13 protein-coding genes are annotated in these 16,073 nt (G+C 44.8%); 11 read left to right on the top strand and 2 right to left on the bottom strand.

All coding sequences use genetic code 11. The features are described 5' to 3' along the window. Nucleotides 1-5: 5 nt before the first annotated feature. Nucleotides 6-341, bottom strand: coding sequence for a met regulon transcriptional regulator MetJ (gene metJ / locus ORJ01_RS08920; protein WP_226751051.1), 336 nt, complete (start codon nucleotides 339-341; stop codon nucleotides 6-8). A gap of 177 nt (nucleotides 342-518) precedes the next feature. Between metJ and metB the strand changes: the two genes are divergently transcribed. From metB to argH, 7 genes are all read left to right on the top strand, one after another. Next, on the top strand, nucleotides 519-1,691 hold the full coding sequence (gene metB / locus ORJ01_RS08915; RefSeq protein ID WP_306177721.1) for a cystathionine gamma-synthase: 1,173 nt from the start codon (nucleotides 519-521) through the stop codon (nucleotides 1,689-1,691). Nucleotides 1,692-1,951: 260 nt separating this feature from the next. Continuing rightward, nucleotides 1,952-4,855, top strand: a complete 2,904-nt coding sequence (locus ORJ01_RS08910) for a diguanylate cyclase (protein ID WP_306177719.1) — start codon at nucleotides 1,952-1,954, stop codon at nucleotides 4,853-4,855. 122 nt (nucleotides 4,856-4,977) lie between these two features. Then, a complete protein-coding gene (argC, locus tag ORJ01_RS08905) occupies nucleotides 4,978-6,006 on the top strand; it encodes an N-acetyl-gamma-glutamyl-phosphate reductase (RefSeq protein ID WP_306177717.1) in 1,029 nt (342 codons plus the stop codon). Beyond that, nucleotides 6,003-6,767 carry an acetylglutamate kinase gene (argB, locus tag ORJ01_RS08900; protein WP_226751055.1) on the top strand — a complete coding sequence of 255 codons (765 nt, stop codon included), beginning with the start codon at nucleotides 6,003-6,005 and terminating at the stop codon, nucleotides 6,765-6,767. Before argC ends, argB begins: the two co-directional genes overlap by 4 nt. Nucleotides 6,768-6,830: 63 nt before the next feature. Further along, nucleotides 6,831-7,745, top strand: a complete 915-nt coding sequence (locus ORJ01_RS08895; protein ID WP_226751056.1) for an ornithine carbamoyltransferase — start codon at nucleotides 6,831-6,833, stop codon at nucleotides 7,743-7,745. Nucleotides 7,746-7,753: 8 nt separating this feature from the next. Beyond that, the gene (locus ORJ01_RS08890) at nucleotides 7,754-8,968 is read left to right on the top strand and encodes an argininosuccinate synthase (RefSeq protein ID WP_226751057.1); all 1,215 of its coding nucleotides are present in this window, start codon (nucleotides 7,754-7,756) and stop codon (nucleotides 8,966-8,968) included. Between the two features lie 5 nt (nucleotides 8,969-8,973). Continuing rightward, nucleotides 8,974-10,359, top strand: coding sequence for an argininosuccinate lyase (argH, locus tag ORJ01_RS08885; protein WP_226751058.1), 1,386 nt, complete (start codon nucleotides 8,974-8,976; stop codon nucleotides 10,357-10,359). Nucleotides 10,360-10,550: 191 nt separating this feature from the next. Here the strand turns inward: argH and ORJ01_RS08880 are convergent, their stop codons facing one another. Further along, the gene (locus tag ORJ01_RS08880; RefSeq protein ID WP_371930721.1) at nucleotides 10,551-13,115 is read right to left on the bottom strand and encodes a penicillin-binding protein 1A; all 2,565 of its coding nucleotides are present in this window, start codon (nucleotides 13,113-13,115) and stop codon (nucleotides 10,551-10,553) included. 156 nt (nucleotides 13,116-13,271) lie between these two features. On the opposite strand from ORJ01_RS08880, the gene ORJ01_RS08875 reads away from it, so the two are divergent. From ORJ01_RS08875 to ORJ01_RS08860, 4 genes are read left to right on the top strand one after another with little or no spacing between them, the layout of a single operon-like run. Then, complete coding sequence (locus ORJ01_RS08875) at nucleotides 13,272-14,351, top strand: pilus assembly protein PilM (protein ID WP_306177715.1); 1,080 nt, start codon at nucleotides 13,272-13,274, stop codon at nucleotides 14,349-14,351. Beyond that, the gene (locus ORJ01_RS08870) at nucleotides 14,339-14,938 is read left to right on the top strand and encodes a PilN domain-containing protein (RefSeq protein ID WP_306177714.1); all 600 of its coding nucleotides are present in this window, start codon (nucleotides 14,339-14,341) and stop codon (nucleotides 14,936-14,938) included. Before ORJ01_RS08875 ends, ORJ01_RS08870 begins: the two co-directional genes overlap by 13 nt. Then, the gene (locus ORJ01_RS08865) at nucleotides 14,935-15,534 is read left to right on the top strand and encodes a type 4a pilus biogenesis protein PilO (protein WP_226751062.1); all 600 of its coding nucleotides are present in this window, start codon (nucleotides 14,935-14,937) and stop codon (nucleotides 15,532-15,534) included. The genes ORJ01_RS08870 and ORJ01_RS08865 overlap by 4 nt, the downstream gene beginning before the upstream one ends. Beyond that, the gene (locus tag ORJ01_RS08860; protein ID WP_226751063.1) at nucleotides 15,531-16,064 is read left to right on the top strand and encodes a pilus assembly protein PilP; all 534 of its coding nucleotides are present in this window, start codon (nucleotides 15,531-15,533) and stop codon (nucleotides 16,062-16,064) included. The genes ORJ01_RS08865 and ORJ01_RS08860 overlap by 4 nt, the downstream gene beginning before the upstream one ends. The last annotated feature ends 9 nt before the right edge of the window (nucleotides 16,065-16,073 follow it).

Genomic DNA, 16,073 nt, shown 5'->3' with positions numbered 1-16,073 from the left:
TTTTTTTATTCTTCGTCGTTTTCTGCTTCAATGATGACTGGGATGGGTTTACCCATGCTGGTCAAAATCTGCCGAACTTCAGCAGGAATTTGATGCGGATTATCTTTACGTAGATCGTCATCAGCCGGTAATGGCTGGCCAGTAAAGGCGTGCAAAAAGGCTTCGCACAATAACTCACTATTTGTCGCATGCCGTAAGTTGTTCACTTGGCGGCGAGTGCGTTCGTCAGTTAGCACTTTTAAAACATTCAGCGGGATCGATACGGTAATCTTTTTAACTTGTTCTGATTTTTTACCGTGTTCCGCGTAAGGGTGAGCATACTCACCATTCCACTTAGCCATAAGGGTCCCTTGTTATTGGTCGAGAGAAATTGCTCGCGCAAGTGCGAAATTCTACTGTTTTCTCTGTTACAGTCAAACACTGTGCAACAAATAAACATTATAGACGGCTAAATGGTTTGACTTCCAGTGTTAACGCATTATACTTTTTAGACATCTAAACATCCAAAAGGGCGTATTATGACCAAGCGTCATCCAGCGACTATCGTTGCTCGAGCGGGTATTGCGGAAGATACCGCCTTTGGTGCAGTGACACCACCGATTTACCTCACTTCAACTTATCAACTTCCGGCATTAGGGCAGCCAGGTCCTTATGATTATTCACGTTCAAATAACCCTACCCGCGATGTATTAGGGGAGGCGTTAGCCGAACTCGAAGGCGGTGCTAAAGCGATTATCACCAATACTGGTATGTCAGCTTGTTTGTTAGCACTGCAATTACTGACACCCTCTGACACCTTAGTGATCCCGCATGATTGTTATGGTGGTAGTTATCGATTATTTACCAATTTGGCGCAAAAGAAGCAGGCTTTTAAATTACACATTATCAATTTTCAAGATGCCGATTGGGCCGAGCAATTACGGTTAAGCCAAGCCAGCATGATTTGGTTAGAAACACCGAGTAACCCATTACTGCAAATTACTGATGTGCGAGCGGTTTGTCAGTTAGCGGCCAGCCTCAAAGCCAAAGTGGTGGTGGATAACACCTTTTTATCGCCAGTATTACAGCAGCCCCTCTCCTTAGGTGCAGATTTAGTCATACACTCGACGACGAAATTTATTAATGGCCACTCTGACATTATCGGCGGTGCCGTGATTGCTAAGGATCTGGCGGTTGGCGAAGAATTAAAATGGTGGGGAAACTGTTTAGGCTTAACCGGTGGAGCATTTGATGCCTATCTTACCTTGCGAGGCTTAAGAACGTTAAACTTGCGCTTAAAGCTGCAACAAGAAAATACGGCTGCAGTGGTCGATTTTTTAGCGGCGCATCCTTTAGTTGCTAAAGTGTATTATCCCGGGCTGACAAGTCATCCTGGGCATCAGATTGCTAAAGAACAGCAATTGGGTTTTGGGGCGATGTGTAGTTTTGAGTTGAACGCTCCTGCGGCATTGTTAAAAGATTTTTTCAATGCTCTAGAGTATTTTACTTTGGCACAGTCACTGGGAGGCACTGAAAGTTTAATCTGTCATCCTGCTTCAATGACGCATGCTTCGATGGATGCGGCGGCGCAGCAACGAGCGGGTATTGCTGCCACCTTAGTGCGTTTATCAATAGGCATTGAAAATGTGGCAGATTTACGTGCTGATTTGCAACAAGCGCTAAACGTGGTAGCTCAGCGTTTAGCTGACTAAAACAACTCCTCTAGCTTAGGCAACAGATGATTTAATGCCTGTTGCCTATTTTTTTTAATATTATGTGAGCTCTCGCTAATATCTGAAATTCATTAACTTAATGATTTCTTTATTTTAGTTCGTGTTTGTTGGTTTCTTTATACCGTAAAATCAAGTTCCGTAAGCAGGTAACACGCTTGGCATTGTTAATTAAATTCGGTTAATCTAAAGTACATTAGTAGCTAAGCGCTAACGCTACAGCCAAGGAATTGGATTTCTGCATGCTTTTATCGGGCCTGTGTCGGCATCGGCGACATGTTTATCATTTTTTCTGCTTTTTGTTGTGTACTGTATTTTTTAATACGGCAGCGGCTTCTGCTGCAAAGCATATTCCTAGCTTAGATAATTATTTTAAAGAAACGCTCAACACTCGATCCGGCTTACCGCACAACACTATTAATGCTATTACTCAAACGCCGGATGGCTATATGTGGTTTGGCACTTGGGAAGGCGTTGCACGGTATAACGGTCGCGAATTTCGCATTTTTGATCGTAACCCCCAAACCGGTTTGCCAGATGTCGGCGTGCGTACTTTTCATTTGGATAAACATAATGTTTTGTGGATAGGTGGTGCACGGGGCGGCTTGGTTAAAGTACAAGATGGGCAATGGCAAGCTTTTCCCCCTTTTGGTGAATTGATTAATCGTTTGTTTATGGATAATCAAGATCGATTATGGGTTGCTACCGAGGGGCAGGGGCTTTACATGCAAGATGCCACCGGTAAACGCACACATTTTACGCTTGACGATGGATTACCCTCTCTCCAAATTCACAGCTTGCAACAAGATGCCAACGGCTTACTGTGGGTTGGCACCGCGAATGGATTGGTTTACTTAGATGCACAATTGCAAATTCAACCGGTTGCTGCAGACGAATTTAATGGCGTACCGATATTTGCTTTGGAATTAAATCATCAAGCAGCGTTACTAGTGGGCACAGAACGTGGCCTTTATCTGGCACAGCCAAGTCAATCTAAGCCATTAACTTTATTAGATAATGTTCCGGTGTCGGCCATATTGCAGGAGAACTCAGACATTTTATGGATTGGCACTATAGATAGAGGCTTATTACGCTTACATAACGGTATTACTGAATCTTTAGATATGCGGCAGGGCTTACCCAATAATCGTATTTTAGCTTTGTTAAAAGACAAAGAAGGTAATTTGTGGGTTGGAACAAATGGCGGCATTTTTCGTTTAAGAGATGCACCTTTTAATACCATGACTACCGAAGTCGGATTAGCCGGAAATTATACCCGTGCTCTGTTATCGCATTCTAATGGCTGTATGTATGTTGGTAGCAGCCGCGGTTTAACTCGTATTTGTAATGGTGCGTTCAGTATTATTGATTTAACGGCAGTCAGTGTCGGGCAGTCGGTGTTAAGTCTAGCGGAAGGACCCGATCAAACGGTGTTAGTGGGCACCTATGCCGATGGTTTAATTGAACTGCAACATGATCAGATCCGACGTCATTATGATACCGGGAACGGTTTACCAGCCAATGAAGTTCGCGCCATCCTGCCTCTGGGCAACGGTCAAATGTGGGTAGGCACGTCTAATGGTGTTAGTCTTATAAAGGATGATGGTATTTTAAGTTTAGGCGTTGCGGATGGTTTACCCAGTTCTTTTGTTGTCTCGCTGTTTCAAACACCCGATCAGCGAATTTTTATTGGCACTGGCAATGGTGTGGCCGTTTATGAAAACGAGCAACTGAGAACACTAAATATAGCGGCATACGATGATGCACACTATGCCTTTGGAATGACCTATGATGCCCCGGTAAACATTTTATGGATAACCACGGATCGAGGCCTGATGGCCTATCATCTAGCCAGCAATGACATACAGATTATTGGCCGAGCGCAAGGCATGCCGTTTGATAAAATATTTGAGTTAGTTCAAGACCAGCAAGGTTCTTTTTGGATCAGCAGTAATAGGGGCATTTTAAGGTTAAATCGCAGCCATGCCCTGGCGCTTTTAGCCGGTAAGCGTAGTTCATTAAGTGTCGAACTTTATGGCGAAAGCGATGGCATGATCAGTTCGCAAGCCAATGGCGGCTCGGCTAAAGCGGGTGCACTTCACCATGATGGCTCGGTGTGGTTTGCCACATCGATGGGAGTCACCCGGGTTCAGCCTGAGCGTTTACAGCAATTTGCTGAAATTGCTCCGCCAGTAGTTATTGAAAAAGTACATGTTGATGGCCAAGCTTTACCCTTAGGTTCTCCAGTTAATCTTGTAGCAGGCAGCAATCGATTGGAAATTAGTTACGCAGGCTTGGGTTTTGTGATGTCAGGGCGAATTCAGTATCGTACTAAATTAGAAGGTTTTGATCGTGATTGGGTGACGCGTGGCACTGCCAATACTGCCGAGTACACTAACTTACCACCAGGCGAATATCGCTTTTTAGTGAGTGCTAGTTATCCCGACGGTGAGTGGAGCAAGCAAGAAGCTGTCTATACCTTTACGCTACTACCTCATCTCTGGCAGCGTTGGTGGTTTAAATTCGCCATTATCTTGTTACTCACCACACTCAGTATTATTGCGGTGCGTTGGCGTATGTCGAGTTTAAGACACACTGAGCAACGTTTGCGTAAATTAGTCGCAGAGCAAACAACCGAATTGCAATTGCTCGCAAGACAAGATGCCTTAACCGGTTTGGCTAATCGCCGAGCTTTTGATGAAGAATTGCAGCATGAGTATCAACGCGCGCAGCGGAATAACACCACTTTATGTCTGGCATTAATAGATGTTGATCATTTTAAGCGGGTTAATGATCAACTGTCGCATGCGGTAGGTGATGAAGTACTGAAACGTTTGGCTGAAGTGTTAAAACAGCAATGCCGGACGGTTGATCTGCTTGCACGTTGGGGCGGCGAGGAGTTTGTGGTGTTGTTACCTGATACCTCATTACAGGATGCTTCAGAGGTGTGTGAACGCCTTCGTCATAAAGTAGAAAAACTTAACTTCACTGATCTAGCTGCTGATTTGCATATCACAATAAGTATTGGTTTAACCACGAATAATAAGTTGGAATTACCCCAGCTATTAGTCAGTGCCGATAAAGCCTTGTATAACGCGAAAAAATTAGGGCGTAATCGCTTAGCCTTAGCGGACAATACGCGTTAAATATTGGGTATTAATTCAAAAAAACAGCATAATAATTCTTGATTGTGCATATCCTTCGTTCTACACTAGGCGCCATATTGTGCTATAACTTGTAGCCTAGTTTTTCTTTTTAAGAGTTTTCCATGTCCGTTGAACAACAAAACATTAAAATTCGCAGTGCCGTACTCGGTGCGGCGGGATACAGTGGTGCTGAGCTATGTGCTTTGCTATGCGCTAACCCCTATTTTGAACTGAGCTATGCTTTTGCATCGGCCGGTCGCAGTAGTGAACCTTTCGCCCAGTTATATCCTCGTTTTCAGCAACAAGTCGATATTTTGGTTGAGCCTTGGACCGATGAGCGCGTAGAGGCGTTAGATGTGCAGGTAGCGTTTTTGGCGTTGCCACATGAAGCCAGTGAAGCTATTGCCCCGCTGTTGTTAGCAAAAGGCATTGCGGTAGTCGATTTATCGGGTGCCTTTCGTTTAAAGCAAGCTGACTTATACCCGAAATACTATGGTTACGCTCATCAACATCCTGAGTTATTGGCCCAAGCGGTGTATTCATTAATGGAATGGCAAACGACTCCATTGGGTGATCTAGTCTCTGTTCCTGGCTGTTATCCTACCGCTTGTACGTTGGCGTTATTACCGCTGCTAAAAGCGGATTTAGTAACTAAAGACTGCATTCCGGTGATCAGTGCCACAAGTGGTGTCTCGGGTGCTGGCCGCAAAGCCAGCTTAAGTACTTCATTTTGTGAAGTCGGTTTAAATGCTTATGGTTTCTTTAAACACCGGCATCGCCCAGAGATTGAACAAAATCTGGGGCGCAAAGTGGTGTTTACCCCTCATCTGGGTAATTTTAAGCGCGGCATTTTAGCAACCTGCGTTGTCACGTTAAAAGCCGGCGTGAGCGCTGAGCAAGTTGCGGCAGCTTTTCAGCATGCTTATGCCAGTAAGCCGTTAATCCGTTTTACTAAGAACTCTCCTAATGTTGCCGATGTGGCGGGTACACCGTTTTGTGATTTGTATTGGCAGCAAGATGGCGAGCAATTAGTCATTATGTCAGCCATTGATAACTTATTAAAAGGCGCTGCCGCGCAAGCGATGCAGGCGGCGAATGTTCGTTTTGGTAAACCTGAGACAGCGGGTTTATTAGCAGGAGCCAGCCTATGAAACCGCTAGTATTAAAAATGGGTGGCCGCTTACTGCAAGACAGGCAAGCGTTAGATGCCTTATTAGCGGTATGTGCCAACATTAAGCAGCAACGGCCGGTCATTTTAGTACACGGTGGTGGCGATCAGGTTGATCAATGGCTGAGCAAGTTTGGTTTTGTCACAGAAAAAATTGATGGGCAACGGGTATCACCAGCAGAACAAATGCCTGTGATAACTGGTGCTTTAGATGGCGCGGTAAATGCTGAAATGGTCAGCCGTGCCATGTTGCAAGGTTTGTTGCCTGTTGGCTTAAATTTATCCGCGGGTAATGCCTGTCAATTCACCGTGAATACGCGCCTTGGTGCGGTAGGTATTGTTAAACCCGCTGATGCGACTTTAATTGAGTTGTTATTAACCCAAGGCTATACCCCCGTATTTAGCTCGATTGGCATTGCCGCCGATGGTCAGTTGTTAAATGTGAATGCCGATTTAGCCGCAGCGGCGATTTGCCAGCTAGTGAAAGGCCAATTGGTGTTATTGACTGACGTTCCGGGAATTCTCGATGCCAATATGCAGTTAATTAACGAACTTTCTGCCGAACAAGCCAGTAACTTAGTGCTTGAGGGTGTGATTAAAGGCGGCATGAAAGTGAAGCTAGATGCTGCTTTAGAAACAGCGGCTGCGTTGCAAAGCAATATTGTGGTCGCGGGCTGGCAAAATCCAGCCGATTTGATGAATTTGATGCAGGATAAGCCTGTCGGCACCTGTATTTTGTATTAATTAGCGGCGCCATTGCTTGGCGCCATTGAGTAAGGATACCGCTTAGCGGATAACGCGTGTGCTATGAGTAAATTAACCCAGCTGCTATGTTTAGCTGAACTGGATCAACAACAATTGTCTGCTCTGCTTGATCTCGCCTTAGATATCAAACAATCACCTAACAATTACCGACATGCTTTGCAGGGGCGCAGTATTGCTTTGCTGTTTGAAAAGCCCTCGTTACGCACCCGCGTAAGCTTTGATGTGGGTATTCACAAATTAGGTGGCCATAGTGTCTATCTTGATTTGCAAAATGGCGCTATGGGTGAGCGTGAATCGGTTGAAGACTTCGGTAGTAACTTAGCATGCTGGACCGATGCTATTGTGGCGCGTGTTTACTCACAGAAAACCTTAGTGCGTTTAGCCTTAAGCAGTAAAAAACCGGTTATCAATGCTCTAAGTGATATTTATCACCCTTGCCAAGCCTTAGCCGATTTATTGACATTAAAAGAGCAATACGGCGATTTATCTCAAGTACACTTAGCCTATGTGGGCGATGGTAATAATGTTTGCCAATCTTTAATGTTAGGTGCTGCGATCATGGGGATGGACTTAACGGTGGTCACACCACAAGGTTTTGGCCCTGATGCGCATGTATTATTAAAAGCGCAAGAAATCGCGCAGCGCAGTGGCGCCAAGTTAACATTGAGCCAGCATGTATCTTCTGCGGCCGGTGCTGATGCGATCTATACCGATACTTGGTTATCAATGGGTACCCGTTCTGATCCTGCGTTAATTACTGAAATTTTTTCACCCTATCAGATCAATACTGCAGTGATGCAGCGTTTAGCGGTAAAACATTTTATGCACTGTTTACCTGCACATCGTGGCCACGAAGTGACCAGTGAAGTGTTAGACAGTGAACATTCTTTGGCATTGCAGCAAGCGGAAAACCGCATGCATGCACAAAATGCCGTTTTAGTCAGTTTATTTAGTTGAGGTTGATGATGAGCGTTGAAAACGTTAAAAAGGTAGTTTTAGCCTATTCAGGTGGTTTAGATACATCGGCTATCGTGCCGTGGTTAAAGGATAATTATAACTGCGAGGTGATTGCCTTTGTTGCTAACGTCGGTCAAGGCGACGAAGAGCTTGCCGGTGTAGAAGAAAAAGCCATTAAATCAGGTGCTAGCAGCTGCTACATCGTTGACTTACGTGAAGAGCTAGTCAATGAAGTGATTTTCCCGACGTTAAAAACCGGTGCGGTGTATGAAGGCCAATATTTATTGGGAACCTCTATGGCACGCCCTGTGATTGCGCGTGCCCAAGTTAATTTAGCCTTAGAATTAGGTGCTGATGCGTTATGTCACGGCTGTACTGGTAAAGGTAATGACCAAGTACGTTTTGAAGGGGCCTTTGCCGCGTTAGCGCCACAATTAAAAGTGATCGCGCCATGGCGTGAATGGGAATTTAACTCTCGTCAGTCACTGCTTAATTACTTGGCTGAGAAAAATATTCCGACTACCGCTTCTGCGACCAAGATTTATAGCCGTGATGCTAACTTATGGCATATTTCACACGAAGGCGGTGAAATTGAGAATCCGTGGAACGAGCCTTCAGATCAAATCTGGATGTGGACGAAATCACCTGAACAAGCTCCTGATCAAGCAGCTTACGTTGAGTTAAGTTTCGAAGCCGGTGAATTAACCACCATCAATGGTCAAGCGATGGGGGGTGTTGCTGCCATTGAGTTACTGAATGATATCGGCTCTGAGCATGGTGTTGGCCGTATCGATATTGTTGAAAACCGTTTGGTTGGCATGAAATCTCGGGGTTGTTATGAAACACCCGGCGGTACAATTTTATTAGCCGCATTAAAAGGTTTAGAAGCCTTAGTGTATGACCGTACTTCACTGAAATACCGTGAAGAAGTGGGTTTAGAGTTTGCGCAGCTGGTTTATGATGGACGTTGGTTCACGCCATTAAAAGACGCCTTACTTGCCGCAGCAACCTCTTTAGCATCACAGCTAACCGGTGATGTTGTGATCAAACTATACAAAGGTAATGTCACGGTAGCGAAGCGTCGCTCACCAAACAGCTTGTACTCAGAAGCATTCGCCACCTTCGAAGGTGATGAAGTGTATAACCAAAAAGACGCTGAAGGCTTCATCAGATTATATAGTCTGGCTAGCCGGATCAGAGCCTTACACGCAAACAAGGGTTAAGTATTATGGCTATGTGGGGAGGGCGCTTTACTGAGGCCACACTGGCAGAATTTCGTGAGTTCAACGATTCCTTGAGCTTTGATTATCAACTTGCATTGCAAGATATTACCGCATCCCGTGCTTGGGCTGCGGGCTTGCTGCAAGCCGGTATTATTAATCAGCAAGAAGCGCAGCAGTTAGATGCCGGCCTGGCCGACTTAGCTGTAGCGATTGAAGCTGATCCTAAGTTACCGTTGCAAACGCAAGAAGAAGATATTCATAGTTGGGTCGAAGCCCAACTAACGGCCAAGCTAGGTAATGTTGCGAAGAAATTACACACGGGGCGCAGCCGTAATGACTTGGTTGCAACTGACTTGCGGCTCTGGACTCGTTTAAATGCGGGTCATGTGCGTCAATCACTACTGGCGGCATTAAAAGCCTTGTTGGTGTTTGCTGAGCGCGCCGAAACCGCAGTGATGCCGGGTTTTACACACTTACAGCGGGCACAGCCGGTATTAGTGGCGCACTGGGCCTTGGCCTATGTAGAAATGTTTAAACGTGACCTGGGCCGATTGGATGATGCTGTCGCACGTTTAGACAGTTGTCCGCTAGGTTGTGGCGCACTTGCCGGAACGGGCGTAGCAATGGATCGGCATACACTGGCACAACGCCTAGATTTTGCCGAACCTGCAGCTAACAGCTTAGATGCGGTTTCCGATCGTGACTATGTGGTTGAGTTATCCGCTGCCGCAACTTTATGCATGACGCATTTATCACGTTTGTCAGAAGATGTTATTTTCTTTTGCTCAGGCGAAGCGGGCTTCTTTAAATTAGGTGACGCGATCAGTAGCGGCTCCTCTTTAATGCCGCAAAAGAAAAACCCCGATGTATTTGAGTTATTGCGTGGTAAAACCGGTCGTGTCTTGGGCCATTTAGTGGCCATTTTGCATGTCATTAAAGGTTTACCTCTGGCATACAACAAAGACATGCAAGAAGATAAGCAAGGCTTTTTCGACTTGATGAGTACTTGGCAGCAATCGTTGTTAGTACTGGCAACCGTATTGCCGCATTTGTCGGTAAACGAAGCGCAATGTCGTTTAGCAGCAGAGCTCGGCTATAGCAATGCCACTGACTTAGCCGATTATCTGGTGGCGAAGGGTATTCCGTTTCGTGATGCGCATGAGTTATCCGGAGAGTTGGTGTTAAAGGCATCAGCGGCGAAGGTTGCGTTAGAAGCACTGCCACTAGCAGAGATGCAGCAGGTATGTGAACTGATCAGTGATGATGTGTTTGCTGCTTTGACCATCGAAGCCGGCTTAGCCAAGCGCAATGCTTATGGTGGCACTTCACCACAACGCGTATTGGCTGCGTTAAAAGCGCGCCAAGCTTGGTTGGATAGTATTTTGGCCTAAGGCCATTTGAAAAAAAACCGGCTTTCGCCTAATACCGATCAGTTTAACGTATAGCATGACGCAGTTTGCTCACATCAACACGCCATGAATCATCCCTGAGGCTCGATTCCGGCCATCCATGGCCTTCAACGGTTGATTTAGAGCAAACAAGTCATGCTTAACTGACTTGCATTGGGCTTTCGCCGGTTTTTTTAGAACAATTCTTCGACTTCTTCAGTTTTTTCAACCGGCTCTTCGCCAAATTGAATTTGCGGTACACTTCCTGAAACGTATTGCGTCGGCTCCGTGCCCAACTTGAAGTATTCAAAGGTACTGCTGTCATCGGTACGACGGCTTAACAGCCCAGTGGCCTGATCAATACGTACTGAAGAAATACCTACGGGAGTTGGTAAAGACTTTTCAGCATAAGCGGGTAATACGACTCGCATGTAGTTTAGCCAAGCTGGCAGAGCAGTACGAGCACCAGACTCTGTGCCTGCACTTTGATTTCTGTCTAAATTGGCATTCCACAAGGCACGGCCTAAGCTACGGTTAGCATCATCAAAACCAACCCAACTTGTTACAACAAGTTGCGGGGTAAAGCCTGAAAACCAAGTATCTTTAGAGTCGTTGGTGGTACCGGTTTTACCCGCAATATCTCGACGTTTTAGGCTTTGTAATTGCCATGCCGTACCATTCCAGCCTGTGCCTTGTCGCCAATCGCCACCGCCCCAAACGCTGCTTTTTAAGGCATCGGCGATTAAGAACGCATTTTGGGCTGAAATAACTTGTGGCGCATATTGTTCTGTTGCCATGGCGTTAAGGTCAGTTAATTCATCTACTGTCGCGTCGGTCAGCTCGGCAGAACTGTCTGGATTTTGCTGTTCGCCACAGGCTTGGCAAGCCAACAACGGTTGATGTTGATAAACCACTTTACCTTCGGCATTGATAACTTTATCAACAACATAAGGCTGAACCAAATGGCCACCATTAGCAAAAACGGCATAGCCAGTAACCACTTCTAATGGGGTTAATGAGGCTGAACCCAGCGCAAGCGTTTCGTTACGTGGCAGGTCGCTTTGTGCAAAGCCAAATTTTTGCAAATGGGCAATACTGGCATCAACCCCGATACCGCGCAATAAGCGGATCGACACGACGTTTTTGGATTTAGCTAAAGCTTCACGGATGCGAATTGGTCCATCATAAACGGCGGGTGAATTCTTCGGCCGCCATGCAATACCCGCGTTATTATCCCATTGATGGATGGGAGCATCATTCATGATGCTGGCTAAAGTATAGTTTTGCTCTAAAGCCGCAGAATAGATAAAAGGTTTTACGTTTGAGCCGACTTGACGCTTGGCTTGTGTTACGCGATTAAATTGGCTTTGTGAGAAGCTGTAGCCACCAACTAATGAGCGGATCGCACCGTTTTGCGGGTCTAATGCCACCAAAGCACTACTGACTAAAGGCACTTGGCTTAAACGCCAGGCATTATCTTGCTGACGTACTAAAATACTCATGCCGGGTGCTAAGATGCTGGCAGCAGATTTTGGTGCTGTACCTTGACGATCATCAGCAATAAAGTTACGCGCCCATTTTAAGCCATCCCATTCCAAAGTGAGAGCTTGGCCGCCTTTTAAAATCACTTCCGCACTTTGTTGCGCCACGCTCAATACTACCGCTGGCACTAAATCTTCGATTCCCTGTTGTTGGTCAAGAAACTGGGTAAGTGCCACGTCATCTAAACGCCCGCTTTCGTTAAACACAGGAGACTCATCATCGTTACTGACAAATTCGGCCTGCCACGCTCTGGCAACAGGGCCGCGATAACCATGGCGTTCATCGTAATCGTAGATATTTTGTTGTAACGCTTGTTTGGCAGCGGCTTGTTGTTGACTATTGATAGTTGTAAAGACTTTAAAGCCATCAGCATAGGCGACTTCTTCACCGAACAAGTCAACCATTTGTTGCCGAACCATTTCAGCAATGTAGGGTGCTGATGCGGTAATTTGTGCACCATGCAAGCGGCTGGTCACAGGTGCAGCAATGGCGTTTTCATAAGTTGCTTGATCGATAGCGCCGGTATCGAGCATCCGACCTAACACCACGTTACGTCTAGCGCGAGCGTTACTGGCAGAACGAACGGGGTTAAGGATGGATGGCGCTTTAGGTAAACCCGCGATAATGGCAATTTCGTCAACCGTAAGTTCAGTGACAGACTTGCCAAAGTACACTTGTGCAGCAGCACCGACACCAAAAGCACGTTGACCTAGTTCAATTTTATTTAAATAAAGCTCTAAAATTTCTTGTTTAGTCAGTAGCTGTTCAATGTGGATCGCTAAAAAGATCTCTTTTACTTTACGAATGATTTTTTTCTCACGCGATAAAAAGAAATTTCGAGCTAATTGTTGGGTGATGGTACTGGCACCTTGGCTTAATTCACCCGACGTCGCTACTACACTGGCGGCACGAATAATACCAATAATATCAATACCAGGATGTTCATAAAAACGAGTATCTTCGGTTGCTAGGAAAGCTTCGAGCAATAAGGGGGGCATTTGCTCTAAGGTTAAAGGTATGCGGCGTTGCTCGCCAAACTGGGAGATCAGTTCGCCATCAGCGGTGAATACTTGCATGGGGGTTTGCAGCCGCACATCTTTTAAAGTGGCAACATCAGGTAGGTCATCTTTTAGAACAACATAGGTAATACCGATAGTGGCGACACCTAAAAATGTCATTAAGACGAACAAAATAAAAAGCTTTTTAACCCACGACACCGTTGGCCCCCAATTTTTAACTCCCAATTTGACAATAACGCTGCTAGTATATATTTATTAGGTTGAGATTAAACGCTTTTTCTTGCCAAAAACCTGTGACTGGACTAAGAATACCTAAACAAAAATCGATAAATAATAATACGGCTGCAAGGCGCTATGATTAAAAGCCTGTTTAGTAAACAATCACCCATAATGGTGGGCATTGACATCGGTTCTCACACCGTGAAAGCAGTGCTATTAAGTATGCACAGTGGCTACTACAGGGTAGAAGCCTTTGCAGTTGAGCCCATGATAAAAGGCGCAATGGCAGATCGTGAGATCCAAGACATTGAAGCTGTTGGTAATGTGCTGGCGAAAATTCGTAAAAAAATTCCACGTAATGTTAAGTTCGCCGCTGCAGCTATTTCTGGTTCTACCGTTATCAGCAAAGTCATTTTCATGGATGTGTCATTAACTGACGCTGAACTTGAAAGCCAAATTGAAGTTGAAGCGGATACTTTAATTCCTTATCCGTTAAATGAAGTTAGTCTTGATTTTGAAAAACTTGATGTTAATGAAGCCGATCCTTCTAAAGTTAACGTGCTTTTAAGTGCTGCTCGAACTGAAAGTTTAGAAGCGCGAGTTGCTGCATTAGCCGATGGCGGTTTTACAGCAAAGGTTGTCGATGTTGAAAGCTATGCGTTAAGTCGTTCAGCAGAGTTATGTTTAAGTCAGTTACCTGCGGATGCCGCCAATAAAGTGGTTGCTATGATAGATATTGGTGCAACCATGACATTACTAAGCATTGTTGAAGGTGGCAAAACACTCTATACCCGTGACCAAGTATTTGGTGGCGAACAATATACTCGCAGTATTTTGTCTTACTACAATAAAAGCTACGATGAAGCTGAAACTGCCAAAGTTTCTGGTGATTTACCCCCTAATTATACTTTCGAAGTGTTAGCACCTTTTCAAACTATGTTACTGCAACAGATCCGGCGCGGTATTCAAATGTACTTAACCAGCAGTGGTAAAGAAACACTGGATTACATCGTAGTGTCGGGTGGTTCAGGTATGATTGAAGGTATCGATAAGTTATTAATTGACGAGTTAGGCATTCATACTGTGATAGCTGATCCCTTTAACAGTATGGAAGTGGCGTCATCAATTGACCGCGATCTTTTAGATAAGCATGCTCCACAATTAATGGTAGCCAGTGGGTTAGCCTTAAGGAGTTTTTCACCATGGCACATATAAACCTACTGCCGTGGCGTGATGCGGCTCGAAAGGAACGTCAAAAAAACTATGTGATGGTATTGGCTTTTACCGCATTAATGAGTTTTTTGGTGTTTTTTTTAATTAATATGATTTACAACGCACGTTTAGAAGGCCAAGCGAAGCGTAATCAGTATCTGCAAAGTGAAATTAGCATCTTAGATCAACGAATTGCCGAGATTAGCCGTTTAAATGAAACCAAACGCAGCTTGCAACAACGTTTAACATTAATTGAGCAACTGCAAAGCAGCCGAAATTTAGGTACGCAAGTGATGTCTGAAATTGCGACCATCATTCCAAACGGTGTTTATTTGACACAATTAGAGAAAAAAGGCTCGATGTTACTGTTAGTGGGGAAAAGTGAGTCAAATAACCGACTGTCTAATATGCTGCGTGAAGCGGAGCAGTCAGAGTTATTAGCAGAGCCTTACCTCGAGTTTATTCAAGCTGCCAAAGAGCGCTCAAGTTTATTAAGTGATTTTCAAATGCACTTGAAAATTGTCGGCTTTGAAGCCCTAGACAACAGCAACGCAGAGACTAAAAACAATGCACAGGGAGGCCGGAAATGAGCCTCAACATGAAGTTATCTGATATTGATGTTAATGATTTAGACTTAGACAATATGGGCTCTTGGCCTGTATTGGTGAAAGTGATTTTTGCTGCTATTTTAGCGGCCTTGGTGTCAGTAATCAGTTATTACTTATTAATCGACAGTAAAATTGACGAGTTGGCGAGCGCGAAACAAAAAGAAACCGAACTGATGCAATTGTATCAAACCCGCTATGCGGTTGCGGTGAACCTAGAAGCGTATCGCGAACAAATGAAAGAAATGCAAGATTCATTAGCTTTCTTATTAAAACAGCTACCGACCACGTCTGAAACGCCTGGTTTGTTGGATGACATTACCTATGTTGGCACAACAAGCGGTTTAGTTTTTTCCAAAATTAACTGGGAACCGGAAGTTGAAAAAGAATTCTACACCGAGCTGCCAATTAAGATTGATGTGACCGGCGATTACCATCAATTTGGTAACTTTGTCAGCGAAGTGGCTAAATTACCGCGTATTGTCAGTTTGCATGACTTTAATATTCAAGCTGAAAAAGACGGTAAACTAAGGTTTAATGTGGTCGCAAAAACCTATCGCTACAAGGAGAACAGCCAATGAGAGCCTTACTGCTAGCCGGTACCTCAGTGCTGCTACTCAGCGGTTGTTTTGACAGCGTCGACCATATTCAAGCTCATATGGATAATGTAAAAGCCAATACACGGCAACGTATTGAACCGTTACCGCAAGTAAAAGAGTTTTCTCATATCAGTTATGCGGCTGCAAATGAACGTAGTCCTTTTGCAGAACCTACGCCAGAAGCAATTCAGGAACGACTCTTGCAACAACAAGATTGTTTGTATCCGGATCCTAATCGGCGCAAAGAACTGCTGGAAAGATTTGCGTTGGAAAACCTGACAATGCGCGGTACTTTAGGTGATGGCGATAAACTCTGGGGCTTGATCGAATCTGCTGACAAGTCTTTATACAGAGTAACAATTGATAATTATTTGGGCTTATTCAGTGGCAAAGTAATCAATGTAGAGCCAACTTATATCGATTTACTGGAATTAATTCCTGATGGTTCTGGCTGCTGGGTGGAACGTGAAACACGGATCCAGATGTACGATGCTGCGACTGCAGGTAACTAGGTGTGCGAG

The sequence above is a fragment of the Alishewanella sp. SMS8 genome, from assembly GCF_030737935.1.
GTDB lineage: Bacteria > Pseudomonadota > Gammaproteobacteria > Enterobacterales > Alteromonadaceae > Alishewanella > Alishewanella maricola.
Note: the sequence above shows the minus strand (reverse complement) of the source record. Positions and strands in the feature narration are given on the sequence as shown.

Bases quoted from the DNA above. Each gene is read 5' to 3' on its own strand.
- ORJ01_RS08890 (WP_226751057.1), top strand. From the start codon at position 7,754: ATGAGCGTTGAAAACGTTAAAAAGGTAGTTTTAGCCTATTCAGGTGGT.
- ORJ01_RS08895 (WP_226751056.1), top strand. From the start codon at position 6,831: ATGAGTAAATTAACCCAGCTGCTATGTTTAGCTGAACTGGATCAACAA.
- ORJ01_RS08870 (WP_306177714.1), top strand. From the start codon at position 14,339: ATGGCACATATAAACCTACTGCCGTGGCGTGATGCGGCTCGAAAGGAA.
- metB (WP_306177721.1), top strand. From the start codon at position 519: ATGACCAAGCGTCATCCAGCGACTATCGTTGCTCGAGCGGGTATTGCG.
- ORJ01_RS08910 (WP_306177719.1), top strand. From the start codon at position 1,952: ATGCTTTTATCGGGCCTGTGTCGGCATCGGCGACATGTTTATCATTTT.
- ORJ01_RS08875 (WP_306177715.1), top strand. From the start codon at position 13,272: ATGATTAAAAGCCTGTTTAGTAAACAATCACCCATAATGGTGGGCATT.
- argC (WP_306177717.1), top strand. From the start codon at position 4,978: ATGTCCGTTGAACAACAAAACATTAAAATTCGCAGTGCCGTACTCGGT.
- argH (WP_226751058.1), top strand. From the start codon at position 8,974: ATGGCTATGTGGGGAGGGCGCTTTACTGAGGCCACACTGGCAGAATTT.
- metJ (WP_226751051.1), bottom strand. From the start codon at position 341: ATGGCTAAGTGGAATGGTGAGTATGCTCACCCTTACGCGGAACACGGT.
- ORJ01_RS08865 (WP_226751062.1), top strand. From the start codon at position 14,935: ATGAGCCTCAACATGAAGTTATCTGATATTGATGTTAATGATTTAGAC.
- argB (WP_226751055.1), top strand. From the start codon at position 6,003: ATGAAACCGCTAGTATTAAAAATGGGTGGCCGCTTACTGCAAGACAGG.
- ORJ01_RS08860 (WP_226751063.1), top strand. From the start codon at position 15,531: ATGAGAGCCTTACTGCTAGCCGGTACCTCAGTGCTGCTACTCAGCGGT.